The organism is Thermoactinomyces vulgaris (assembly GCF_003688725.1).
GTDB lineage: Bacteria > Bacillota > Bacilli > Thermoactinomycetales > Thermoactinomycetaceae > Thermoactinomyces > Thermoactinomyces vulgaris.
This window is the reverse complement of the sequence record NZ_REFP01000010.1, coordinates 126,509-151,332: the sequence shown is the minus strand read 5'-3', so window position 1 is coordinate 151,332 and position 24,824 is coordinate 126,509. Positions and strand designations below refer to the sequence as shown.

General features: G+C 48.1%; 22 protein-coding genes. 15 read left to right on the top strand and 7 right to left on the bottom strand.

Annotated elements, in window-relative coordinates:
* Positions 1-16 precede the first annotated feature (16 nt).
* From ATH33_RS10210 to ATH33_RS10180, 7 genes are all read left to right on the top strand, one after another.
* Positions 17-1,486, top strand: coding sequence for a CD3337/EF1877 family mobilome membrane protein (locus tag ATH33_RS10210; protein ID WP_037994090.1), 1,470 nt, complete (start codon positions 17-19; stop codon positions 1,484-1,486).
* A gap of 45 nt (positions 1,487-1,531) precedes the next feature.
* Positions 1,532-2,104 carry a hypothetical protein gene (locus ATH33_RS10205; protein WP_037994092.1) on the top strand — a complete coding sequence of 191 codons (573 nt, stop codon included), beginning with the start codon at positions 1,532-1,534 and terminating at the stop codon, positions 2,102-2,104.
* Entirely contained in the window at positions 2,088-3,209 is a 1,122-nt protein-coding gene (locus ATH33_RS10200) for a peptidoglycan DD-metalloendopeptidase family protein (RefSeq protein WP_121874378.1), read from the top strand. Before ATH33_RS10205 ends, ATH33_RS10200 begins: the two co-directional genes overlap by 17 nt.
* A gap of 91 nt (positions 3,210-3,300) precedes the next feature.
* Complete coding sequence (locus ATH33_RS10195; RefSeq protein WP_049719645.1) at positions 3,301-5,919, top strand: helicase HerA domain-containing protein; 2,619 nt, start codon at positions 3,301-3,303, stop codon at positions 5,917-5,919.
* Positions 5,920-5,993: 74 nt separating this feature from the next.
* A complete protein-coding gene (locus tag ATH33_RS10190) occupies positions 5,994-6,296 on the top strand; it encodes a hypothetical protein (protein WP_037994096.1) in 303 nt (100 codons plus the stop codon).
* 93 nt (positions 6,297-6,389) lie between these two features.
* Positions 6,390-7,460, top strand: coding sequence for a type III polyketide synthase (locus ATH33_RS10185; protein WP_037994099.1), 1,071 nt, complete (start codon positions 6,390-6,392; stop codon positions 7,458-7,460).
* 2 nt (positions 7,461-7,462) lie between these two features.
* Complete coding sequence (locus ATH33_RS10180; RefSeq protein WP_121874377.1) at positions 7,463-8,032, top strand: isoprenylcysteine carboxyl methyltransferase family protein; 570 nt, start codon at positions 7,463-7,465, stop codon at positions 8,030-8,032.
* Positions 8,033-8,058: 26 nt separating this feature from the next.
* Here ATH33_RS10180 and ATH33_RS10175 read toward each other — a convergent pair whose 3' ends face one another.
* The 4 genes from ATH33_RS10175 to ATH33_RS10160 all read right to left on the bottom strand — a co-directional run bounded on the left by ATH33_RS10175 (position 8,059) and on the right by ATH33_RS10160 (position 11,925).
* The gene (locus ATH33_RS10175; RefSeq protein ID WP_062842819.1) at positions 8,059-9,474 is read right to left on the bottom strand and encodes an alanine/glycine:cation symporter family protein; all 1,416 of its coding nucleotides are present in this window, start codon (positions 9,472-9,474) and stop codon (positions 8,059-8,061) included.
* Positions 9,475-9,583: 109 nt separating this feature from the next.
* Positions 9,584-9,970 (bottom strand): hypothetical protein, encoded by a 387-nt coding sequence (locus ATH33_RS10170; RefSeq protein WP_037994102.1) that lies wholly within the window; start codon positions 9,968-9,970, stop codon positions 9,584-9,586.
* Positions 9,967-10,302 carry a hypothetical protein gene (locus ATH33_RS10165; protein ID WP_037994104.1) on the bottom strand — a complete coding sequence of 112 codons (336 nt, stop codon included), beginning with the start codon at positions 10,300-10,302 and terminating at the stop codon, positions 9,967-9,969. Before ATH33_RS10165 ends, ATH33_RS10170 begins: the two co-directional genes overlap by 4 nt.
* 132 nt (positions 10,303-10,434) lie before the next feature.
* A complete protein-coding gene (locus ATH33_RS10160) occupies positions 10,435-11,925 on the bottom strand; it encodes an FAD-dependent thymidylate synthase (protein WP_049719650.1) in 1,491 nt (496 codons plus the stop codon).
* A gap of 131 nt (positions 11,926-12,056) precedes the next feature.
* On the opposite strand from ATH33_RS10160, the gene pdxK reads away from it, so the two are divergent.
* The 6 genes from pdxK (at position 12,057) to nikC (ending at position 18,813) form a co-directional block, all read left to right on the top strand.
* Positions 12,057-12,884 (top strand): pyridoxine/pyridoxal/pyridoxamine kinase, encoded by an 828-nt coding sequence (gene pdxK / locus ATH33_RS10155; RefSeq protein ID WP_121874376.1) that lies wholly within the window; start codon positions 12,057-12,059, stop codon positions 12,882-12,884.
* A 271-nt stretch (positions 12,885-13,155) separates the two neighbouring features.
* The gene (locus ATH33_RS10150) at positions 13,156-14,148 is read left to right on the top strand and encodes an ABC transporter ATP-binding protein (protein ID WP_049719714.1); all 993 of its coding nucleotides are present in this window, start codon (positions 13,156-13,158) and stop codon (positions 14,146-14,148) included.
* On the top strand, positions 14,135-15,103 hold the full coding sequence (locus ATH33_RS10145) for an ABC transporter ATP-binding protein (protein WP_049719715.1): 969 nt from the start codon (positions 14,135-14,137) through the stop codon (positions 15,101-15,103). The genes ATH33_RS10150 and ATH33_RS10145 overlap by 14 nt, the downstream gene beginning before the upstream one ends.
* Positions 15,104-15,194: 91 nt before the next feature.
* Positions 15,195-16,802, top strand: a complete 1,608-nt coding sequence (locus tag ATH33_RS10140; protein ID WP_037994109.1) for an ABC transporter substrate-binding protein — start codon at positions 15,195-15,197, stop codon at positions 16,800-16,802.
* An 80-nt stretch (positions 16,803-16,882) separates the two neighbouring features.
* Positions 16,883-17,893: an ABC transporter permease gene (locus ATH33_RS10135; RefSeq protein WP_037994111.1), complete on the top strand. Its 1,011-nt coding sequence runs from the start codon at positions 16,883-16,885 to the stop codon at positions 17,891-17,893.
* 59 nt (positions 17,894-17,952) lie between these two features.
* Positions 17,953-18,813 carry a nickel transporter permease gene (gene nikC, locus ATH33_RS10130; protein ID WP_121874386.1) on the top strand — a complete coding sequence of 287 codons (861 nt, stop codon included), beginning with the start codon at positions 17,953-17,955 and terminating at the stop codon, positions 18,811-18,813.
* A 44-nt stretch (positions 18,814-18,857) separates the two neighbouring features.
* On the opposite strand, the gene ATH33_RS10125 is transcribed toward nikC, so the two are convergent.
* Complete coding sequence (locus tag ATH33_RS10125; protein ID WP_037994115.1) at positions 18,858-20,615, bottom strand: menaquinone biosynthesis decarboxylase; 1,758 nt, start codon at positions 20,613-20,615, stop codon at positions 18,858-18,860.
* Positions 20,616-20,723: 108 nt separating this feature from the next.
* Between ATH33_RS10125 and ATH33_RS10120 the strand changes: the two genes are divergently transcribed.
* Together ATH33_RS10120 and bcaP are read left to right on the top strand one after the other, a co-directional pair.
* Positions 20,724-20,975, top strand: a complete 252-nt coding sequence (locus tag ATH33_RS10120) for a glutaredoxin family protein (RefSeq protein ID WP_049719652.1) — start codon at positions 20,724-20,726, stop codon at positions 20,973-20,975.
* A gap of 197 nt (positions 20,976-21,172) precedes the next feature.
* Entirely contained in the window at positions 21,173-22,582 is a 1,410-nt protein-coding gene (bcaP, locus tag ATH33_RS10115; RefSeq protein WP_487248017.1) for a branched-chain amino acid transporter BcaP, read from the top strand.
* Between the two features lie 60 nt (positions 22,583-22,642).
* On the opposite strand, the gene ATH33_RS10110 is transcribed toward bcaP, so the two are convergent.
* Both ATH33_RS10110 and ATH33_RS10105 read right to left on the bottom strand, forming a co-directional pair.
* Positions 22,643-23,698 (bottom strand): M23 family metallopeptidase, encoded by a 1,056-nt coding sequence (locus ATH33_RS10110; protein ID WP_049719653.1) that lies wholly within the window; start codon positions 23,696-23,698, stop codon positions 22,643-22,645.
* 93 nt (positions 23,699-23,791) lie between these two features.
* The gene (locus ATH33_RS10105; RefSeq protein ID WP_052186653.1) at positions 23,792-24,766 is read right to left on the bottom strand and encodes an ABC transporter substrate-binding protein; all 975 of its coding nucleotides are present in this window, start codon (positions 24,764-24,766) and stop codon (positions 23,792-23,794) included.
* Positions 24,767-24,824 lie beyond the last annotated feature (58 nt).

Here is a 24,824-nt window from a genome sequence, read left to right as displayed (position 1 = left end):
GGAGGAGACCTGCTCGATGAACAGAAGACAAAATCTGCTAAGATTTCTTGTTGTTTTCATACTGATCGCCGGCATGCTGGGGAATCATCCCGTCACCATGGCCCAGGAAGAGCAAGAGCAGCAACAAAAATCGGATGGCTACAGCCTGATTACCGATTTGTTGACGATTTTCCCGAAGGAACAAGTTGAAAAAGCCAAAGCCAAAGGATATGATGTGCGGTTTGCCAAATATCAGCCCAGCCAGTATAACCTTGAAATTTACACCGACGAGACATCCATGTTTGAATGGGACACAAAAATATCCAATCAGGCGTACATTCTGCTCAACGAGATTAACAACTTTATCTGGCAAGCGTTGTTGTCGTGGAACTTTACCGTGATTTTGGTTGTGGAGAATGCCTTTTCCCTTGATGTGGTGGATCAGTTTGCCGATGCTGTGGAAAAAGCGGTTCAGCAATTGGCCGGCTTTACCGGGGCGGGTTACGGAAACACAGGATTGATGGGCAACTTTATGACATTGATGATCATTATTGCCGGAGCTTGGATTGCATACAAAGGATTGATTAAGAAAAACACAACGGAAGCTCTGACCGGAATGCTCACCAGTGTGGCCATTTTGATCCTGGGGATCGCTTTTTTTGCCAATGCCGGCAGTGTGATGAAATATTTGAATGAAATCAGCAGCGGCCTGAGCCAAGAGTTGATGGGGGTCGGCATTGAATTTCAGGAAGACCTGGATGAAGATAAGATGAATTACCCCGCGGAGGTTTCGTCCCTGGTCATTTCCGACAAGCTCTACAATATGATGGTTTATGAACCTTACATCATGTTGCAGTATGCAAAAACTTCCAATGATTCCGAGTTGACCCGGGGGAGAATCGAAAAAATCCTGGCTTTTAAACCCGGAAGCACGGCACGGGAACAGGCCGTGGAATATGAAGCCAAAGAAATGAACAACCCGATGGTGAAAAAGGACGGGGTTTTCCAACGCTTAACCTTGTTAATTCTGCTCTGTGTTTCCCATTTTATCTTGGGATTGCTTTTTTTCATCATTGCCGGAGCGATGATTGTGTATCAGTTTTTGTTCGTGCTGATTGCTTTGTTTGCTCCCTTTGCCTTTTTGATCGCGTTAAACCCGTCTTGGTCCAGTGTTGCCGTCAGTTGGTTTAAAAAGTTTGTCGGTTATCAGTTGATCAAATTGATCATCGGTGTTTTCTTCAGCATGTTGCTTACCATCTCGCAATTCCTCTATCAAATGAGTCCGCCGGAACAGGTGGGTTATATTTGGACCATTGCCATGCAACTGATTTTGGTGATTGGTGTCATTTGGAAACGGGAGGAATTGTTCAGCATCATGAAAGCCCCCATGGGCAAAATCGATGACAGCTTGAAAGGGCAATTTAATATCCAAATTCCGATCCAACAGATGACCAAGTACACCCAAACACTCGCGCAACGAGCCGGAAAGATCAAAGTGCGGAAATAGCTGCTGGTTTGCATCGGCGGTTTTGGCAAACAGGAGGGAAAATGATTGTTTAACACAAATTTGCCCAGTGGACGCCGTCGCCTGTTTTTATTGGTTTTGTTTGTTTTTGTGGTTGCCGGGTTTTCAGCCAAGTATCTGCTGATCCATCTTGGCTGGGTGGGAAATGCCGGTCAGCAGGATAAAAAGCCTCAGAGCCAACCGGAACAAACCGCAAACCCGGAGGAGGTTTTACCCACTTTGTCACCGGAGCAGCTCCAAAAGGCGCAACAAACGGCAGATGCTTTCATGCGGGCTTATGCAAACCGCAATACAGATGAGGTGGACCGGTGGCTTCAGTCAGTGAAGCCTTATGCCTCGGATTCCTTGTTGGCCTTGCTCGAAGAGGAGACAAATTTCCTGAAAGAAAAAGGCGTGAAATTCATCAGCGTGTTGAAAGAAATCCACAATCTCCATTGCCAGGAGCAATCGGGTGAAGTCCGGTGTTTGGCGGAGACCGTCGCCGAAGAAAGCGAGAACGGAAAAACCATTCCCATCGAGCGGGTTTATCAGGTGACATTGACGGAGCAAAACGGGAATTGGATTGCACAGGAGGTGGAAGTGCGTGGAAGTTTTGACTAGACCGAAACTTTCCGCCCTCCGCCGCCGTCAAATCCGGAGAAATCAAGGGTTGTCCCGGAATGTCAAAGGGTTTGTCTTCCTTTGTTTGATGGGGATGGCCACATTTGTTTTCTTTTTCATTTCCGTTCTGGGAGCGGTGTTTGTCAGTTTGTTTTCATCTTCCTCTTCCAAAACAAATCAAATGGAACAATGGGAAGTGGCGGAAGGTTTTCCGAAAGAGGCGGAAGCCTACTTGCCCATCTATCAGGAAGCCGGGAAAAAATACGGCGTGCCTTGGCAAATCCTGGCTGCCATCCACAAAGTTGAGACCAATTTCGGCCGGGATTTGAGGGAAAGTTCCAAAGGAGCGAAGGGACACACGCAATTCATGGATAAGACGTGGGTCGGATGGGATTACCCGGGCGGAACGCGTTTGGGGGATTTGCCCGATTCCGTGGATATCACGGATCCGAAATTGATTGAAAAATACGGTGGATATGGGGTCGATGGGGATCAGGACGGCAAAGCGGATCCGAACAACCCGGTTGATGCCATTTATTCCACCGCCCATTATTTGGCGAGAAATTATCAGGAGGGAAAAGATTGGTTTGCCCGTGGCGGACCGGTCTGGCAATACAACCATGACTATGAGAATTATGTGCTGAAAGTCAAAGAATACGCTGAATCCTTTGCCAAGCCGGTGATTTCAAAAGCAAACGGCCTTGCTTCCGGCGGGTTTCTCTGGCCGGTGGAAGGGGGAAAGGTGACGTCCCCTTTCGGGCTTCGCTTTCACCCCTTGAAAAAGGTGTATCGCAAACACGAAGGGATTGATATTGCCAAACCTTTGGGATCCCCCATTTTTGCCAGCAATAGCGGTGTGGTGGTGGAATCAAGGACATCCAGCGGGTATGGCTGGAAGATCGTGATTGATCACGGAAACGGCTACCAAACCCTGTATGCCCATATGTATCCGCAAGATGTCCAAGTCCGTGTCGGACAGGAAGTCAAAAAAGGGGATGTGATTGCCAAGGTGGGTTCCAACGGATGGAGCACCGGTCCCCATTTGCATTTTGAAATTTTAAAAGACGGGCAAGTGGTTGATCCGATGAAAATACTGAAAAAATGAATCCTTGCTTCTGATTGGTGAAGGGAAAGAAGGACAGCGGGAGAATGCCTGATACAGGACTGGACGGAGTTAAAAGAAAGGTGGGGTTGGATTGTTTCCTTGGAATAATGTGCCCAAGGGCGGTGAAGAGCAGATGCGTCAGGTCGCCAAATGGTTTTTTTACACGGTTATCGGCGTGGCATCTGTGATCGGGATCTTGTATTTGTGGAAGTTTCTCGCAGAGTTGTTCGGGGAAAGTGATCAAGCCGAAACGGCGGGTAAAGCGACCAACTTGGCATGGGATACGCTCTCATCCATCGGAATCTGGGCGCTTGCCGTACTTCCCTGGCTGATTTTACTCGGGATTTTGATTGTCATTGCCGTTTTGGCCGGGCGTTGGTCCACCAAATCCCATTATCGGAGCCGGGCCAAAAAGGGAGTGAAATATTTACGCATTCTGCCTTCATACGACACCGAACTGGATTTGGATAAAATCTCAGAATTGACAAGAACTTTCGGGAGCATGATTCGCCCGATCCGCATGCGTGTCCAATACGGGCGCCCTTGGTTCCGCTGGCGGTTTGCCATTCCGGAGGGCAGCAACCAGATCGGCATTTACCTGGCTTACCCCGAGGACAAGGAGAACAGTGTAAAGGACACCTTGCGCAGTGTTTATCCTTCTGCAGAGTTGCATGACATCAAAGAGGAAGAATTCCCCACTCCGAAAAAAGGGGGGACCGGCGGACACTTCATCTTTAAATTCAAAACCAAAGGTTATCCCTTGACCTCGTTGCTCCAAAGCAAACAGAGCCAATTGGGAAGCATTTTAAACTGTTTGCGTTCCGGAACCTATTTGGATTTGCAATTTTCCCCGGTCAGCTGGCGGGCTGTCGAGGAACGTTCGGGAAGTGCCCGGAGCCTGTTGACCAGCAAAAAGAACAAAGACATGGGACCGGAAGAGCGGATTCGTCGCGCCGGTTTGATTCAACGCTTGACCGGGCGTGAACTTTCCTTTCAAGTGCGCCTTTCCATCTGGTCCAATCACGAAAACGCGGAAGCGGTGGTCCGTTCAACGGCAGAGTCGGTTCAAACCGCGATGAAGTATGACGGGGAACTCCGTTTTATCCGCCAACCTTGGTGGAATCCCATGAAAGACAACAACCTGGTTCCGATTCCCTGGCCGTTGACCCTGATGGCTTGGACGTCGGATGAGATTTCGAGCTTGTTCCATTTGCCTCCGGCCAATCATTACATTTATCGTCCTCCGGCAGAAGATGGCCCCAACGCGCGGGGATATGTGGCCCATTTGCAAGAAAACGAAAGGACATTGGAGCCGGGCGAATTGACGGAGGGCGTGAAAATCGGAAAATTGAAACATCCTTTTGATGACCGGGAAGTGCGCGTCAACTTTGAACAGTTAAACAAACATTTTGTTTTAACGGGTGCCAGCGGCATGGGGAAATCCAGTGTCGCGATGGACATGGTCCAGTCACTTTTGGATGAGTGGTTTGACAATCCGGATGAAAGCCCGGGTTTCACCATTATTGACCCGGCCAAAGAGTTGGTGGCGATCATTGAAAACCGTCTGCGCATCGCAGAAAAATTCGGCGTGAAGTTCCCCCGGGAGAAAATCCATCACCTGAATCTGTCGGATGATACCACTCATCTTCCGGCTTTGAATATGCTTCACTGTCCGGAGAACGTCATCCCCGGACAGATGGCCCAACAGTTGGCCACTATACTAGTGGACTTTGAATTTAAAGAAGAATCCATTGAACGCTCGCGCCGGCTCGTTGAAATTGCGGTGCAGAGCCTGTTGGAAGATAAGGAAACCCATACGATTTTGGGCATCGATGATCTGTTCAGAAACCATCAGTTCAGGGAAAAAGTGGTCAAAAACGTGCAAGATCCTTATATCAAACGCTTCTGGGTCAACACCGATGAGCAGGAAATCAAAAGAGAAGTGGAGCCGGTGCTGTACCGGTTAGACCGGATCTTGCAACATTCAACGCTGCGCCGTCTGTTCTGCCAGAAAGGGTTGAGCCTGGATCCCCAAAAGTATATGGATGAAGGACATATTGTCTTGATTGACACCAATGGAATCAAAGACTACAACTTGCGGGTTTTGGTCGGTTATTTGATCAACCTTTACTATCAGGCAGCACGAAAACGGAACACTGCTTCCAAATTCCATTTAATGCTGGTGGAAGAAGCCCACATGGTTCAAATTCCGCTCCTTACCGAGATTTTGCAAGAGGATAAAAAATATCCGTTTGGGCTGGGGCTTGTGACCAGAGAGATCGATCACTTCGAAAATCAAGAATTGATGCAAGCGATCCGTTCCTATATCGGGATGGTCATCAGTTGCGGTCAGACGGAAGGTTCGGATGAAGTGGAAAGCCTGACGCGGAAATATATCAAGACCAGTCTGGTGGAATCGTTGCCTGAACGAAATGCAGCGGTCTACATCCGCTCCAAGCGGAAAGGTCGGAGCGATGTAACGACATGTGTGGTCACCAATGAACCGCCGGTCGTGTACCGGCCCGACGGCAAGCCGGCGGACCATCGCACGGCAGAGAAAGATGAAGCCATGAATTGGGGATTGGAATGGGGATTAAATGCTCTTTACCATGACGGGGAGACACTTCCCATTGAACAGGTGGACAAAGAAATTTCGGATTATATGGATCGTACTTTATATGAAAATCCGCCTTCGGAAAATGCCAACTGATCGTGAGCAAAACAGAACCGGTCCGGTTGAAGGATCGGTTCTTCTCCACTTTTCGACAGAGAGGAAGACAGAAATTGGGGAACCTGATCAAAGCAATTTTTGGGCTTTTTGCCAATCTGATTCCTATTATTGAAACATTGTTTTTAACGTTTGTGATCTCCAGGCATTTGGAGTCGACTTCCACCGGGATCATTTTGTTTATCGTTTTGATGATCGGTTCATTTATCTGGCACTCCCTGGTCAAGGGGATTGCTTGGGGGACCATGATTTATTTGACGATGACCCAAGAGGATTCCTCCGGCATGCTCTTTGCCGTCATCTTTGCATTGGCGGTCGGGGTTTTGCGTTTTCTTTTGGAAAAATGGTTGCGAAAATAACCGCCAGTCTTCAATTGATAAAAAACAGTATGTTTTGAAGGGAAAAGTAAAAAAATACTCCTAAACAATTTCACTTGTTTAGGAGTGTCTGTCATGCCCAAAATCCTTGCCGTGGGAACCGCAGTCCCCCCGTATTCTGTGAAACAGGAAGAAGCCCAAACATTTGCCAGGGAATGTTTTGCCCCATCTTTTCCGCAAATCGAACGTTACATGTCCATTTTTGATCATGCTTCCATTCACAACCGTTATATCAGCCAACCGATCTCTTGGTATAAACAACAACACCCGTTTACGGAAAAGAACCGGATTTACGTCGAAACTGCGATCGAACTGGGGGAAAAGGCCATCCGAACGTGTCTGGATAAGCAAGGATGGACCCCGGAGGATATCGATCATTTGGTGTTTGTTTCAACGACCGGGATTGCAACGCCCAGTATGGATGCCCGTTTGATCAACCGGTTGTCGATGAAAAGCGATGTGAAGCGCACCCCGGTCTGGGGATTGGGCTGTGCCGGAGGGGTGGCAGGATTATCCAAAGCTTATGAATTTGCCAAAGCCAATCCATCGGAAAAAATATTGCTGCTTGCCGTGGAATGTTGCAGTTTGACCTTTTGTCCCTTGGATCATTCCAAAAGCAACCTGGTGGCAACTTCGTTGTTTGCGGACGGGGCGGCCGCCGTTTTGATCTGCGGGGATCAGGTTTCGCTTCCGGACGGGACATTTCCGGAAATCACCGGGGCACAAAGTTTTTTGTGGCCGGACACGGAAGAGGTGATGGGATGGGACTTGACCGGGGACGGATTAAAAGTCATTTTTTCCCGGAGCATTCCCGAACTGGTGTTGAAAAAAGTGAAGCCGGTGGTGCAACGGTTTTTGGATGAAGCCGGGGTCCCTTTATCACAAATCGATGTATTTCTAACCCACCCGGGTGGGAAAAAAGTGTTGGAAGCTTATCAAAAAGCGTTGAATCTTCCTCCCGGGAGCTTGAGCGGAGCCTTTGAAATATTGGCCGGTTACGGCAACATGTCATCAGCGACAGTTTTGTTTCTTTTGGAACGGGAGCTCATGCAAACGCATCCTGCGGGAAGTTACGGCCTCATGGCAGCGATGGGACCAGGTTTCAGTTTGGAATTATCTTTGTTGCATTGGGATAAGGAGGGATGATCATGCCGGCCTGGGGAAGTTGGCTGTTATGGGTCTTGGTCATTGTGCAAAGGCTTTATGAACTGCGGATTGCACAAAAAAACGCCCGGTGGATCCGGGAACAAGGTGGTGTTGAATACGGCGGAAAACATTATCCGTGGCTGGTTTTGATTCATGGATGCTTTTTTCTCAGTTTGCTTTTGGAGGGACGATGGGGAAGGACGGAGCCGGTTGCATGGTGGTGGGTGCCGTTTCTGTTGTTTCTGGGGGTGCAGGGGTTAAGGATATGGGTCATGCGGTCTCTGGGGAAATTCTGGAACACACGGATTTATGTGATTCCTGGCAGGAAGCCCCAAAACCGCGGCCCGTATCGCTACGTAAGACATCCGAATTATGTTGTGGTTCTGTTGGAGTTTGTTTTGTTGCCGCTTTGTTTCGGAGCCTATGGCACGTTGATCGTTTTTCCTCTCGTAAAGTTCCTTTTCCTTTATTTGATTCGCATTCCTGCGGAGGAAAAAGCTTGGCAAATGTATGGGGAAGATCCGGATGAAATCATGAAGAAACACCGTTTTTTCCCTTCGTTTCAGAAATGAAAAAATCCCCCGGGCGGGGGATGGTGTTATCCTGTCCGACGGGTGGACTCGCTTTTTTCCCAGCAATCGGCATTGGCCAAGTCTTTGATCTGATCGCTGGTGAAACTCGGGTTTTTCCCTTCTTTCAGCTGTTGATGGTAGTTTTGGAGCACGGCAAATGCCACTTTTCCCAAAAGGAGGATGGCAATCAAGTTGAGAATCGCCATTAAGCCCATAAATAAATCGGCCAGATCCCAAACGACTTGAACTTGAGTGATGGAGCCCCAAATGACCATGGCGATTACGGCCAAACGGTAAATCAACAGCCAGGTTTTGTTTTCGCGAATAAATTCGATATTGGTTTCTCCGTAATAGTAGTTGCCGATCAAGGAGGAGAAAGCAAACAGGAGAATGCTGATGGTCAAAAAGTGTTCCGCCCACACACCCACTTGCTGGTTCAAAGCCAATTGGGCAATTTCAATGCCGGAAAGGTTGTCGTGGGTAAACGCGCTGGAGAACAAGACAATCATGCTTGTACAACTGCAGATGATCAATGTATCCACAAAGACGCCGAGAGCTTGAATCAGCCCTTGTTTGGCTGGATGTGAAACCGTGGCGGTTGCCGCCGCGTTCGGCGCACTACCCATTCCGGCTTCATTGGAAAACAGTCCGCGCTTGATCCCCTGCATCATGGCCGCACCAATTCCGCCGCCGATTGCTTGTTCCAGCCCGAACGCACCGGCGAAAATTTGCTTGAATACGGCCGGCAACTGTGTAATATTTGTCAACACGACATAAAGAGCGAGCAAAATATAGATGACCGCCATGATCGGAACAATCCATTCTGTAAAGCGGGCCACCCGTTTGATTCCGCCAAAAATAATGATTGCAAAAACCGCAGCAATGATGAGTCCGAGAACGGCCCGGTTGATGCCGTAGGTGGATTCAAAAGCCACCGTAATGGTGTTTGCCTGTACGGAGTTGAAAACAAGGCCGAAGCACAAGGTGATCAGGATCGCAAACAAAATCCCCATCCACCGCCTGTTGAGCCCTTTTTCCATATAATAAGCGGGTCCGCCGCGAAACGTATCCCCGTCCTTTACTTTATAAACTTGCGCCAAGGTTGCTTCAATGAATGCGGAGGCACTGCCGATGAGGGCAATCAGCCACATCCAAAAAACAGCACCCGGACCGCCGATTGCAATTGCCATGGCAACACCGGCAATATTCCCGACGCCGACGCGGGATGCCGTACTGATACAAAATGCCTGAAACGATGAAATCCCGTCTTTTTTTCCCATTCCTTCGCCGAGCAAACGAAACATTTCTTTGATAAACCGGAATTGGACAAAGCGGGAACGAATGGTAAAATATAAACCCGCAACAATTAACAAAGCCACGATGACATACGTCCATAACACATCATTGATTGCCAGTACATACTTGTCTAATAGATCGACCATCCGATCACCTCTGTTCAAGAAATTTACACATTTACACAATTTATTTTATATCACAAAAAAATACATTTCGTCATTGGATGAATATAACAATCCGAATGAACAGAGGTGATTAATTGGAAGATGAATTGTTTTCGATTCCTTCCGACAAATCTCTTTTCTTGGCCCGTTGGTAAACGTCATGGGGGTTGCGGGGCTTTTGAGCAATACGAAATCCGACGGCTGCAAAATAGATGGTTTTTTTTTCGGGAATATACCGGTAGATCAATCGGAGATCAGGGCGTTGTCTTTTGCGTGGGCGAGCGACGGAAAAAAATTTTTTCTTCCGGAATCCGGTCAGCGGGGGATATTTTAACCGGGCGGCTTTGTAAGGGTTTCGGATGACTTGGACAATGGCGCGATCCAGTTGGATCAAAAATTCCTGGAACCGTTTTCGTCCCAACCTGCTGGCGATGAATAACAAGTCGTCGCGAAATTGCGGGTGATACTTTTCAATCATGAGGACGATGACCCTTTGTCGATCGTTTGTTCAAAGAAGGCAAGGCGGGACATTTGTTCCGGCTTTTCCAGCCATTTGGTTTCAGGAAGCCGGATCCGTTCCTGCAACATTTCATTCCATTTCATGTCCTCCAAGATTTCCTCCAGTTCTTCCAAACGGTGCATCAGCTTTTCATACGTCTTTATATCCAAAATCACGGCCCGCAACTGATTGTCATGGACCAATCCGAGCTTTTTGCAGGTGTTCAACAGATCATCAAAGAAGTGGCGGTTATTCATTTCCTTGAGCTCGCTGGTGGAAATCAGTTCATTTTGAGCAAAAGGTTTGGACACGGGATCGAACACCTCCGTTTCTGTTATAAGTCTATTATACCTTTTATCGGGTAATTCATGAATATTTTGCTTTTACTGAAACAGAATAATACATCACGGCATGAAAGCGGGTTCCATGCCGTGACAAAGCGGTCAGTTATTAATCCGGCGCTGTGCATATTTGGCCAGTGCCGGATGGTGGTTTTTCAGTTCTTCAAACAAAGATAAAAACGTTTGGCGAATATCCCATTGAGCTTCCGGGGATGTTCGCAAATTGATCAGATGGTACAGCTCCCACAGGCTGGCCGTGGCGGTGACTTGCCGGTGGTGCGCATTCGTCACCACATAGGCGGCGGCTTCCGGATTCCATGACTCAATGTCTTGGTAGACGTTTTCCGCTTCATGGAGGAAGGATTGGTAACGTTCTTCCAGTCCGGCTTCCCGGATGTGGGGAGGGATGGTATATCCGAGATGAATGGTTGGCAAACCATGGCTGAAGTGCGTGCGACGGTTGTGGCGGAGCAGTTGGTGCCAATTTGCCTCGGAAATGAGCAATTCAAACTGGTAATGAATATGTTCAAATTCCCATCGGGGATTGTCAAAAAAGCGCAGTTCGCTTAAAGCCGTTTCGGCAATTTGTTCTTTTTGTTCTCTGGAATACGAACGGGCTTGTTGGTGTGCTTGCTCATAAGAAAGAGCCGTTTCGCTGATGATCAAACGGGTGACCAATTCGGTCAAAGCTTCTTCATAGTCCGGAATGTGAACCATGCGGGCGCGCGGGCCTTGGACCGGTTGCAAAGACGCTGTTTGTTCAAAGAAAAGCTCCTTTAGCTTTTTTCTGGTGTGTAGCAGATAATCGTTCGGTTTTACATATTTCAACAGCGTCGGGATCACCTGGCTGATTTCCCGTTCCATTTCCTTGGCCAGTTTGCGGCATTCGTCGTAAGGGCTGGACAGAAGACGGACCAAAGTGTCCCGTAATGCGCGTCCGTTCCCGGTCATGCCAAGGTTGGTGAACGTGGCCAAAGTGAGGACATAACGGGCATCTTCAAACGCGATTTTTTCAATCCGCATCCGGTAGGCACGCTCTGATTCTTCCGGTTTTTGCGGGATCACCTTCACCAAATACGCGGTCAGGCCGCTGAGCAATTGCTCATACGTGTCATAAGCTTTGTCCTGCAAAGACAAAAATTTTTCTTTCAACCCGGGGTTTTGTTCCAGAACGGGAGGGACATAAAAATCGCCCCGTTTTGGCCGCTGATAACGCTGGCTGTATTCGGTGAAACTGTTAAACGGGTTGGACAGTTCCAATTCGGCCGATGCCAGCCGGCTGATCTTTTCAATTCCGATGTGTGCAACGGCATGTTCCGCCACGCTGCTGTGGCCGTAACCGACAACCCATTTTTCATGGAAGCGGGCCGCTTTTTCCGAATGCCCCTTGGCGGCACCGGCCGTCTTCAGGTTGACATTTAACTCTTCATCGGACAACAGCTTTCGCAAATTGTCGCGGAAGCTGGCTGAAGAACGACTCACATAGGCAAAAATGACGGCAATCACTTCTTCAGGCAAATTAAAAATGGTGTATACATTTTTATCAAGATTGGATACATAATGGGATAAATCGATTTTTTGCTCCTGTTTCATACTTCCACCCTCCCTGTCATTGCCTTACATTCTAGCAAAATTCCTTCCAATGGAAAATGGAGAAAAATGTTGTGAAATGATGTGAGAAAGTTTAAGCTAATTTTGAGCTGACGAAAGGTAGGAGGATGAAGATGACAACCAGATACAAAGTTCTGACGATTGCAGGTTCCGACAGCAGCGGAGGTGCAGGAATCCAAGCAGACCTGAAAACATTCCAGGAGCGCGGCGTCTATGGAATGTCAGCCATCACCACCATTGTGGCGATGGATCCGGATCATCAATGGAATCACAAGGTGTTCCCCATTCCTTTCGATACATTTCAGGATCAATTAAAAACGATTTTGCAAGGGATTGGCATCCATGCGTTAAAAACGGGCATGTTGGGATCAGTAGAGATCATTGAATATGTGGCCAAAACCATCCGTTCCCAAGTGGTCCCGTTGGTGATTGATCCGGTGATGGTATGCAAAGGAACGGATGAGGTGCTCAATCCCGAAACAGCCGATGCCTTGAGGGAAATTCTGATTCCGCTGGCGACCGTGGCGACCCCCAATTTATTTGAAGCCGGCCAACTGAGCAAAATGCATCCGATCCGCACGGTGGAGGAAATGAAAGAAGCGGCGGCACGCATTCATGACCTGGGGGCAAAAGTGGTGATTATCAAAGGCGGAAGTAAGTTGGATCACGAAAAAGCGGTTGATGTCGTCTATGATGGCCGTACCTTCGAAGTGATGGAAGAAGAACGGGTGGAAACCCCTTATGTTCACGGTGCCGGTTGCACATTTTCCGCAGCCATTACCGCCGAATTGGCCAAAGGAAAAACGGTTTCGGAAGCCATTCGCCTGGCCAAAGCCTTCATCACCGAAGCCATTCGCGGCGGATTTCCGTTAAATGAATATGTGGGTCCCGTGCTTCATATGGGTTACCGGTTAAAAAACGGAAACGAGGATCTGAAATAACAGGGCAGATGGAACAATCCGCCCTGTTTTCTATTATTTTTAATGGAAAAAACGAGGGGGTATTTTCCATTTGGGGAAGAAAGCGGCCAAAAGTAGAAAGGAAAGGATTTATTTTTTAAAAGGGATTTTTGATTATACAGAGAATATAAGGAATTGATAATATTTTTATTCAAAATAAAAAATAATTAATTGGAAAAATGGGAATTAAAAGAAAAAATCCGCTTATGATTGGATTTAAGAGGTTTTTAACAAATCGTTTGAGGTGATCCATTTGACTCAGCCCGTGTTGGATATCCGGCAATTGAAGCTGCATTTTTTTTCGGAAAAAGGAGTGGTCCAAGCGGTTGACGGGATTGACCTGACCATCCGCCGGGGGGAAATCGTCGGACTGGTGGGAGAATCGGGATGCGGAAAAAGCGTGACCTCACTGAGCATTATGGGGCTGGTCCCGCAACCGCCCGGGAAAATCGTCAACGGTTCCATTTGGTTTGAGGGACAAGACCTGACCAAACTTTCACAGAAAAAAATGCAGAAAATTCGAGGTAGAGAGATTGCAATGATTTTTCAGGAACCGATGACCTCCCTGAATCCGTTGTTTACGATTGGAAATCAATTGGTGGAAGCGGTCCGGGCGCATGAAAAATGTTCCAAAAAAGAAGCGGAAGCCCGTGCCGTTGAAATGTTGGAAAAAGTGGGGATCTCCCGGAAGGGGATTTTGCGTGAATATCCGCATCAATTGTCCGGCGGAATGCGCCAACGAGTCATGATTGCCATGGCCATGATCTTAAACCCTAAGTTATTGATCGCCGATGAACCCACGACCGCGCTGGATGTCACCATTCAGGCACAAATTCTTGATTTGATGAAACAATTGAATGAAGAGTATCAAACGGCGATTTTAATGATCACGCATGATTTGGGGGTTGTCGCGGAAATGTGTGACCGCATTGTGGTCATGTATGCCGGGCAAGTGGTGGAGGAAACCGACCGTCACCGTCTGTTTAGCAATCCGAAGCATCCTTACACCCGGGGATTGTTAAAGTCAATTCCCAAGTTGAAAGAAAGAAAAAAACGGTTGTATGCCATTCCCGGCCAGGTGCCGACGCCCCGGAACATGCCCGCAGGATGCCGGTTTGCGCCGAGGTGTGAATTTGTCATGGATCGTTGCCGCAAAGAAACGCCCGAACTTACCGAAACAGACAAGAACCATTACAGCCGCTGTTTTTTGCATCAGAGGGAGGAACCGGTACATGGCACTGATTAACGTGAAAAACTTAAAGAAAAGTTTCCCGGTTTACGGGGGATTGTGGAGCAAAAAAGTCGGGGAAGTCAAGGCGGTGGATGACGTTAGTTTCGCCATTGAAGAAGGAGAAGTGTTGGGGATTGTCGGGGAATCGGGCTGCGGGAAATCGACGACCGGGCGAACCATCATCCGTTTGGTTGAACCCAGCGGCGGCGAAGTGGAATTTAACGGGAAAAATTTGTTTGCCTTGGACAAAGAGGAGATGAGAAAAGCCCGCAGAGACTTGCAAATGGTTTTTCAGGATCCTTTTGCATCCCTCAATCCCCGGCAAAAAGTGCGCGAAATCCTGGAGGAACCTTTGATCGTCCATTCCATGGGAACGCCCAAGGAAAGAAAAGAACAAGTGCAAGAATTGCTTCGGGTGGTCGGGCTCAATGCATTTCACGGTGACCGTTACCCCCATCAATTCAGCGGGGGGCAGCGGCAGCGGATCGGGATTGCCCGCGCATTGTCGACCAAACCCAAACTGATTGTTGCCGACGAGCCGGTATCGGCATTGGATGTGTCGATCCAGTCGCAGGTTTTAAATCTGATGATGGATTTAAAGGAACAGTTTTCACTGACGTATCTCTTTATTTCGCATGATTTGAGTGTTGTCAAACATATCAGCGACCGGGTCGGCGTGATGTATCTGGGGCGCATGGTGGAAATATCCCCGCGCGACGAGCTTTATGAAAAGCCGTTGCATCCCTATACCCAGGCTCTGTTGTCGGCCATTCCCGTTCCGGATCCGACAGCCAAGCGGGAACGCATCATTCTTGAGGGCGATGTGCCGAGTCCCGAAAATCCCCCACAAGGCTGCGCGTTTCATCCGCGTTGTCCATATGTGACGGACCGTTGCAAGGAGGAACGCCCGGAGTTGAAAGATGCCGGCGGCGGACACTTGGTTGCCTGCCACTTGGTTCATGAGGGATGAAAAGAAGATCCCTTGACTTGATGGGGGAGGTGGTTGATCGGGAAAACGTGACGATGCAATCAAACGAAAAACCAATAAAGGAGGACGAAATATGAAAAAGCGTTTTTGGATTGTCAGTGTGATGGCCATTTTCCTTTTTTCCACCATCCTGGCCGGATGTGTCGAAAAAGATTCGGCGAAAAGCGGAAAGACTTTGATTTATGGGAGGGGAGCCGACGCCAAATTATTGGATCCCATTCAGGTGACGGATGGAGAATCTTTTAAGCCGACAGACCAGATTTTTGATAACCTGGTCGAATATGACCAAAAAACAACCGAAGTGGTTCCGGGACTTGCTGAAAGTTGGGAAACCAGCGAAGACGGACTGACATGGACATTCCATTTGCGAAAAGGCGTCCAGTTCCATGATGGCACTCCATTTAATGCCGAAGCGGTGGTTTATAACTTCCAACGTTGGATGGATCCGGAACATCCTGAGCATAAAGGCGGGGAATTTCCCTACTACGGATATATGTTTGGCGGGTTTAAAGGGGATGAAGGCCATTTGATTGAAAGCGTGAGCGCGCAGGATGAATATACGGTGCAGTTTAAACTGAAAAAGCCATTGGGGCCTTTCCTCAGCAACCTGGCCATGTCTCCGTTCGGAATTGCTTCCCCGACGGCTGTGAAAAAAGATCCGGTGAAGTTTGCACAACATCCGGTCGGAACCGGTCCCTTCAAGTTTGAAAGCTGGAAGAAAAATGACACGGTCGTGCTCGTGAAAAATGAGAACTATTGGAAAAAAGGTCAGCCGAAACTGGACCGGGTTATTTTTAAATCGATTCCGGATAATGCGGCCCGCTTTTCTGCATTGAAATCAGGGGATATTGACATGATGGACGGACTCAACCCCAATGATGTCCAACTGGTCAAACAGGATCAAAACTTTGAACTGTACGCACAAGAAGGCATGAATGTGGGTTATCTGGCTTTAAATACCGAGAAGGAACCGTTGAACAATGTCAAAGTGCGGCAGGCGATCAACCATGCGGTGAATAAAGACGCCATTATCAAAAACTTTTATGCAGGCCAGGCCGTGGCGGCCGTCAACCCCATGCCTTCCATGATGTGGGGATACAATGACCAAGTGAAAGATTATGAATATGACTTGGATAAAGCGAAGCAATTGCTGAAAGAAGCTGGCTATCCGGATGGTTTTGAAGTGGAATTTTATGCGATGACCGAACCCCGTCCGTATATGCCGAACGGAAAGAAAATTGCGGAATTTATTCAGGCGGATTTGGCCAAAATCGGCATCCGGGCCAAAATTGTGACTTATGACTGGCAAACGTATTTGGATAAGACCGGAAAAGGGGAACACCAAATGGCGTTGATGGGGTGGAACGGGGACAACGGAGACCCGGATAACTTCTTGTACGTCTTGTTGGATAAAGACAACACGCGGATGCCTGACGCCGGAAACATTGCTTTCTATAAAAGTGATGCCGTGCATGATCTTTTGATTCAGGCGCAAAGCTTAACCGATCAGGGAGAACGTGCCAAACTTTATGAACAAGCACAGGAAATCATCAAAGCGGATGCGCCTTGGGTTCCCATCGCGCATGCGACCGTCAGCTTTGCTGGGCGAAAAGAAATCACCGGCTTTGTTCCTCATCCGACAACACAGTTGAAATTGGAATTTGTTGATCTGAAGAACTGAAAACAGGTGTAAAGGCGGCATTGCGGGGAGTCCGCAGTGCCTCCTTATTCATTGCAAGAGTCAGGTGGTGAATGGATGTTATGTTGGCTTACACGATACGCCGGATTTTGATGTTGATTCCTGTGTTGATCGGCATGTCGCTCATTACATTTTCCATTGTTCATGCCATCCCGGGGGATCCGGCCAAAACGATAGCGGGTGACAAAGCGACACCGGAACAATTGCAGGAAATCCGGGAAAGTCTGGGCTTGGATCAGCCGTTTTACATTCAATATTTCAACTATGTCAAAGGACTGTTGCAAGGGGATTTGGGGACATCCTTGATCACCAATACCCCCATCTCCGAAGAAATCGTTCCTTTTTTGGCCGCCACGGCTGAACTCACCTTGGCTGCCATGTTGATTGCCGTATTTTTCGGGGTGAATCTCGGGATTTTATCGGCTTGGAAGCAAAATTCATGGCTGGATTATGGATCAATGCTGATTGCATTGATCGGGGTTTCCATTCCCGTGTTCTGGCTGGGGTTGATGGAACAGTGGCTTTTTGCCCAGGTTCTTGATTGGTTGCCGTCCAACGGGAGAGTGGATCCCCGCCTCGGTTTTGAGCCGCTCACCCATTTTTATATTTTGGATTCCTTGTTATACGGGGATTTTGAGTGGCTGGGAGATGTGTTGAAGCATTTGATTCTGCCGGCGGTTGCGCTGGGGACCATCCCGATGGCGATCATTGCGCGGATGACGCGGTCCAGCATGTTGGAAGTCATGAGATCCGATTATATTCGTACGGCCCGGGCCAAAGGATTATCCGAGTTTTGGGTGATTTACAAGCATACGTTAAAAAATGCATTCATCCCGATCCTGACCGTGATGGGGCTGCAGATGGGCCTGTTGCTCGGGGGGGCGGTTTTGACGGAGACCATTTTCAGCTGGCCGGGAGTGGGCCGGTATATTTATGACGCCATCACACAGAGAAATTATCCGGTGATTCAGTCCGGAATATTGGTGCTTGCAACGATTTTTGTCGTGATCAATTTAATCGTTGATCTGTTGTATGCATGGATTGATCCCCGCATCCAATATGGGAAGGAGTGATGAAGGTGCAGCAAATTTCATCCGGAATTCAGCCGCCCGCTCCCGATGCAGCCGGTGAAATGGGTCTGGAAGAAAACACGGAAACCCATTTTCTTCGTGATTTTTTTCAAGCTTTTGTCCGGCACCGTTCGGCGCTCATTGGCACTTCTTTGGTGATGATTTTTATCTTGCTGGCGATTTTTGCCCCGGTCTTGACTCCTTATGACTATCAATCTTCCAGTCCGGATACATTACAGCCCCCGTCGTCGTCCCATTGGTTTGGAACGGATGATTTGGGACGGGACATTTTTACCCGGGTGGTGTATGGAGCGCGGATTTCCTTGTGGATCGGTTTTGTGGCGATCACCGGGTCCATCGTGATCGGGAGTTTTTTGGGATTGATTGCCGGTTATTACGGAAAATGGGTCGATTCGGTCATTTCCCGTTTGTTTGATATTTTGCTTGCTTTTCCGAGTATTTTGCTGGCCATTGCCATTGTGGCCATGCTGGGGCCAAGCTTGAACAATGCTTTGATTGCGATTGCCATCATCAATATCCCCAACTTTGGCCGGTTGATGCGTTCCAGAGTGTTAAGCGTCAAGGCGGAAGATTATATTCTGGCGGCCAAAGCGTTGGGGATGAAGAACAGCCGCATTTTATGGAAACATATCTTGCCCAATTGCTGGACACCGATCATGGTGCAAGGGACGCTGGGATTTGCCACGGCGGTGATCGAGGCCGCGGCGCTCGGGTTTTTGGGATTGGGAGCCCAACCTCCCCAGCCGGAATGGGGAACCATGTTGTCCGATTCGCGTGAATTCATCCAGCTCGCACCTTGGACCATGATTTTTCCGGGAATGGCCATGATGTTGACGGTTCTCGGGTTTAATCTGTTGGGAGACGGTCTCAGGGATCTTTTTGATCCGCGGATGAAACAGTAAGAAAACGGTGTGCCCGGTTTCGGGACACACCGTTTTTGTATTCTTTAGGAACCAAAATATTCTTTCCAGCGTTCGTCCACTTTCTTTGTGATGGAAGGGTCGGGCACCAGTTCATCCGGGTATCCCGGCTTCATTCGTGCATCCACGATGAAGGGGAATTGGTAATGTGGATGATGATGTTGAAACCGGGTTTGTGCATGGATGTCAAATGCCGGATTGAACCGGGTGAAAATGGTCCACAAAAATGCGGTTTGCCCGCTAGCCGCCTCGATGTCATCCACCAAAAAGACAAAGGGCCACCCGGCCAAGTCCTCTTTATGGTCGCGGAGGATCTGTTCTGCCAGTTTTGGATTTTGTTCATAAGGTTCCGCTTCCAGAACGAGGGCACCTTTGCAATACACCCGGGCGTCGCGGATGCCTTTCATATCCGGCCCGTGAAAGGATGCCGGCAACGTGCGTTTCGGTTCCCCGGTGCCGATCAGGACGGCTTTGCTTCCATGATTGAGCCGTTTACCGGTATAATCAAGGGTGTCCATCGAAGTGTGGTTAAAGATGAACAAATCGGTGGCCGGATCCATCCGTTCAAGAACGGTTTCAAATAATTTCGGGAAATCCCCGAGCGATACCGACTGATCGGTTAAGATCAAGAACTTGGTGAGCGTCAGCTGCCCTTCGCCCAAGATCCGGAAAGCGTTGGCCAGCACCTCACGCTGGTAGCTTTCGCGTACAACGGCTGCAGCCAGCGAATGGAAGCCGGTTTCAGAATACGTCCATAAATCACGCACACCGGGCATAACCATGGGGAAAGCCGGGGACAACAACCGTTGCAAAAACTCGCCCATGTAATAATCTTCCTGACGGGGTTTGCCCACAACCGTGGCGGGATATATCGCATCTTTGCGATGATAAACTTCTTTCACATGGAAGACGGGAAATTCATGTGCCAGGGAATAGTAACCGTAATGATCCCCAAACGGCCCTTCCAAACGGCGTTCATGCGGGGGAACACTCCCTGTCAGCACAAATTCCGCTTCCGCAATGAAAGGATAGCCGTTTTTACCGGTGACGACCGGCAGTTTTTCGCCCATGATCAAGGAGGTCAGGATCAATTCAGGCAAAAATTCCGGAACCGGTGCAATGGCCGAGGCAATCAGTGCCGGAGGCCCGCCCAGGTGAACATGGACCGGCAACGGTTCATTTCGTTTTTCGGCTTCATAGTGGTGAAATCCCCCGCCTTTATGGATTTGCCAATGCATGCCGGTGGTTTGTTTGTCAAAAATTTGCATGCGGTACATGCCAAGATTGTGTTGTTTGCTTTGGGGATGCTCTGTATACACGAGCGGAAGCGTGATGAAAGGGCCGCCGTCTTCCTGCCATGAAGTGATCACCGGAAGCCGGGTGAGATCCGTTTCGTTTTGTTTGGTTTCCAAAACCGGCGCTTTGTTGGCCGGCACGGTTTTAAGGCCGACTTTCAAGAGCTCTTTGAAGACGTTCCGTTCGTTCCAAATGGCTTTCGGGGTCGGGGGCATCAACTTGTCCATGAGCGATACGATTTGTTTCATCAATTGCTCGGGACGCGGGCCAAATGCCATTTCCACCCGTCGGGGGGTGCCGAATAAATTAGTGACCACCGGGAAGGAACTTCCTTTTACCTGTGTAAATAATAAAGCAGGTCCGCCTTCTTCGATCACGCGGCGGTGTATTTCTGCCAACTCGAGGAAGGGATCCACTTCTGCATGGATTTCCACGAGCTCGTCTTCAGCTTTTAATTTTTGGATGAACTGACGTAAATTTCTATACAAATTGCATCTCTCCCAGTTTGATGGACTATTTAGGCTCTAGCCACATTATAAACGGAAAACGGACAGTTTGCTTGCGCGGGATCATGAGGATTAAAGGAGTGTCTGACATTGAAAGTAATCGTTTATTCGAGACCCCATTGTTTGGAATGCAATGTACTGAAGCGGTTTTTGAATGACTATAAAATTCCGTATGAAGAAAGAGATTGCTCAAAAAATCCGGCCTACTTGGAAGAAGTGAAAAAAATGGGATTTTTGGGCGTCCCGGTGACGGTCGTGCATGGTCAGGCCATCGAGGGATTGCAGCCGGATGCGATTTTAGCCGCTTTGGAAAAACAAGACAAAAATGTCAATGTGGATTAAACCAGCCGCAAAGGATCAAACCCCTTTGATAACAACGGTTTCAAAGGGGATTTTTTATTTGATGAATTCTTCTTATATGGAATAATTCATTATTTAATTTTACAAAAATTTAATATATAATATATACAAAGTTTTATTTTCAAAATAATTTAATAAGAAAGATTTTTCTAAACCAAAAAGGGTTAGGGGGTTTCTGAGTGGAGATTTTCCGCAAGAAGAGCATTCAGGAAATGATTCAAACGACTCAACAAGGCACCACGCTCCGCAAAGAATTAAACGCTGTGGATCTGGCGATGCTGGGCGTTGGGGCGATTATCGGGACGGGAATTTTTGTATTGACCGGGGTGGGCTCCCTGGTCACCGGACCGGCACTGCCGCTCTCTTTTATTATTGCGGGATTTACGTGTTTGCTTGCCGCATTTACTTATGCTGAATTTGCCTCATTGGTTCCTGTGTCCGGATCCACCTACACCTACAGCTATGCCACACTGGGAGAATTTTTTGCCTGGGTGATCGGTTGGGATTTGATTCTGGAGTATTTGCTTGCCGTCAGTTCGGTCTCGGTGGGTTGGTCCGGTTATTTCCAGTCCTTGCTGGCCGGTTTTGGAATCGAAATTCCGCATGTGTTAACCCAGTCCCCCCTGATTGACGGCACAAGCATCTTGAATTTGCCGGCTTTTTTGATCATCCTCTTCATTACTTGGTTGCTTTCCATCGGCGTGAAAGAATCGAAAAGAGTCAACAATATCATGGTTCTGATCAAAGTGGCAGTGATTTTGCTCTTTATTCTGGTGGGTGCCTTTTATGTGAAGCCGGAGAACTGGACCCCCTTCATGCCGTTTGGAATCAAAGGCGTATTTCAAGGTGCCGCACTGATCTTCTTTTCTTATCTGGGGTTTGATGCGGTGAGTACGGCGGCAGAGGAAACCAAAAATCCGGCAAAAGATCTGCCGAAAGGAATTCTGTGGTCGCTTGGGATCGTCACCCTGCTTTATATGATTGTGTCTGCATTGATGACGGGAATTGTTCCGTTTCAACAGTTTGAAAAGCATGCCGATGCCCCGGTTGCCTATGCCATCAGCATGACCGGACAGGATTGGCTGGTCGGGATTGTCAGCTTGGGGGCCGCCATCGGCATGATCACGGTCATGTTGGTCATGTTGTACGGCCAAATCCGGATCATTTTTGCGATGTCCCGGGACGGATTGATGCCGAAGTTTTTGTCCAAAGTGCATAAAAAATACCGCACACCGTATGTTTCCACTTGGACGTTGGGATTGATTGCCGCATTCCTCGGCGCGTTTGTTCCTTTGGATCAGCTTGCCGAACTGGTCAACTTGGGAACATTGGCGGCCTTTGTCCTCATCTCGGTCGCTGTGATTGTCCTGCGTTACAAACAGCCGGATTTGCCTCGGAAATTTAAAACTCCGCTGGTTCCGTATGTCCCGATTTTGGCTATTATCTTCTGTTGTGTTTTGGCTTTCAATCTCGAGGTGATGACGTGGATCCGTTTCCTCGGTTGGTTTGCTGCAGGACTCATCTTTTACCTCGTGTACGGATATGAACATTCGAATCTTCGCAAAAAATCGGATTCCAATTCGCAATGACATGTGAACGGGTTTTTAAGCATGGTGTATAAAACACACCATGCTTTTTCCATTCATTCCTCAATCAATCCATTTCCAGGTGTTTTTGAACGTAGCGGATTTTTTCTTTTTTTGCTTTTTTAGTTTGTAAGCTTCCCGTTCCCATTTTTTCAGTTGGGGATAGGGGTCAAACGAGTATGTGTTTTCCCCGTTAAAACGGTAGATGCCATAATGCAAATGCGGAGGGAACTTACCGGAGGTTCCCGGAGGGCCGTATCCGGAAGAGCCCACCGTTCCGATCAAGTCTCCGGGGCGGACGATATCCCCTTTTTTCAGCCCTTTGCGAAAATGGTTCAGATGGGCGAAATAGTGATAATTGTTATGGATGTCGCGAATTCCGATCCGCCAACCGCCATAGCGGTTCCAACCGATCAATTCCACATAGCCGTAGCAGGTGCTTAATACGGGAGTTCCGTAACCGGCAAAAATATCCGTCCCTTCATGAATGCGCAACCCGCCCCAACCGCGGCGGTCGCCCCAGGTATCATGGTATGTGTAATTATATTGGATCGGAATCGGAAATTTTTTTTCTTCCAAATCCAATCGGTCGAATTTTTGATAAATTTTCGCAATATGGGTGATCACATCCACTGCCACGGGATGTTGGTAATAGTCCCATAATCTGGTTCGGATCTGGTCTTCTTCCACTCCGTTTTCGGACAGGTAGAGAGCGACGGAATACAGGACGTCGATATCATTCTGTCGATCTGCCAGACGGTCGCCGTTTCCGTCCCGGCCGATGCCTTGAAAAAATGAAATCGACTCCGGAATGTTGTCATCCGGATCCGGATTCAGTTTCCCGGCCCAACGTTCTTGCGGAATTTGAATGGACAATAATTTCCGGTCGTTGCTTTTTGCTTTGTCATCTTTGGCTTGGTTCCGGTTTTGCCGGATGTTTTTTTCATACTGGTTGACCGCCGCCAGATAATACCAAGGGACTCCGGATACGGATTCCATGGCTTCAAACAGATGCAGAAGTTCCTCTTGATCCGTTTGATTCCGGCCGGTGGCGACGGCAGACGGGAAAGGAAAGAGAAACGCAAGAAAGAGTGCGAGTGTGATCAACTGTTTCATCATGTGAATCACCATGTGTCTTAAGTGAATGATAAGAATAGTTTGCACGGCCCGGGAAAAATTATGCACAGAAAAAACAGCCCGGTGGCAGGCTGTTTATTCGGATGCAGTAGACTTTCTTTGTTTGATTTCATTGATGTGCTGATTTAACTGATCCAGCATCAAGAAAGCGGCTTTGGCTCCTCCCGCAGTGTTCCAAATCACATCATCCACTTTAAAAACCATATTGTTTTTTACGGCTTTCAAGTTTTTCCAAAGCGGATCGGAAGTGAATTCTTTTTCTTGAGCATCACCTTGGGTATCCCCATAGTTATAAGTAAAGTAGAAAAGAATATCCCCGTCTGCCTGAGGAATTTGTTCTTTGGTGATCACGGCGGCGAAATCGTTTTTGTTTTGGATTTCCGGACGTTTAAAGCCAATATCTTTTAAAATGACTCCCGAAAAACTGTCCAATTGATAAAGACGGGTGTTTCCAGCTACAAATCGGACAACGGATACTTCTTTATTGATTAAATCTCCGGCATTTTTCCGTACGGCTTCCACCTTTTTGTGATACTCGTCCAAGACTTCTTCCGCCTTCTTTTCCTGTCCCACGGTTTTGGCGTACAGCTTGAAATTTTCTTTCCAATCCCCGGTGAGATCTTCGGCGAATACGGTGGGCGCAATGGCACTCAACTGGTTATACACTTTTTCCTGTCGCACTTTGTTGCCGATAATTAAATCGGGTTTTAAACCGGCAATGGTTTCCAGATTGGGCTGAAGTTCCGTCCCCACGGATTTTACACTGGACATTTCCGGCTCCAGGTGGTCATACCACAGACCCCCGTCCGGGGTAAACCCTTGAACCGCACCCACGGGTTTGATCCCGATTGACAACAGGGCTTCCAAACCTTCATTAGTCAGCACCACGATTCGTTTGGGATGCTCAGGAACTTGAGTGGTTCCCATGGCATGCTCAATCGACCGGGTGGGTGAGTTATTTTCTGTGGTGGTGGAGGAGTTGGTGCATCCGGTGGCAATGAGAGACAGAAGCAAGCAAAAGAGGATTCCGTTTTTGATCCAACGGGACATGTTTTGACTCCTTTCTAATTGAAAATGATTATCATTTATCGTGCATTTTTACTATAGG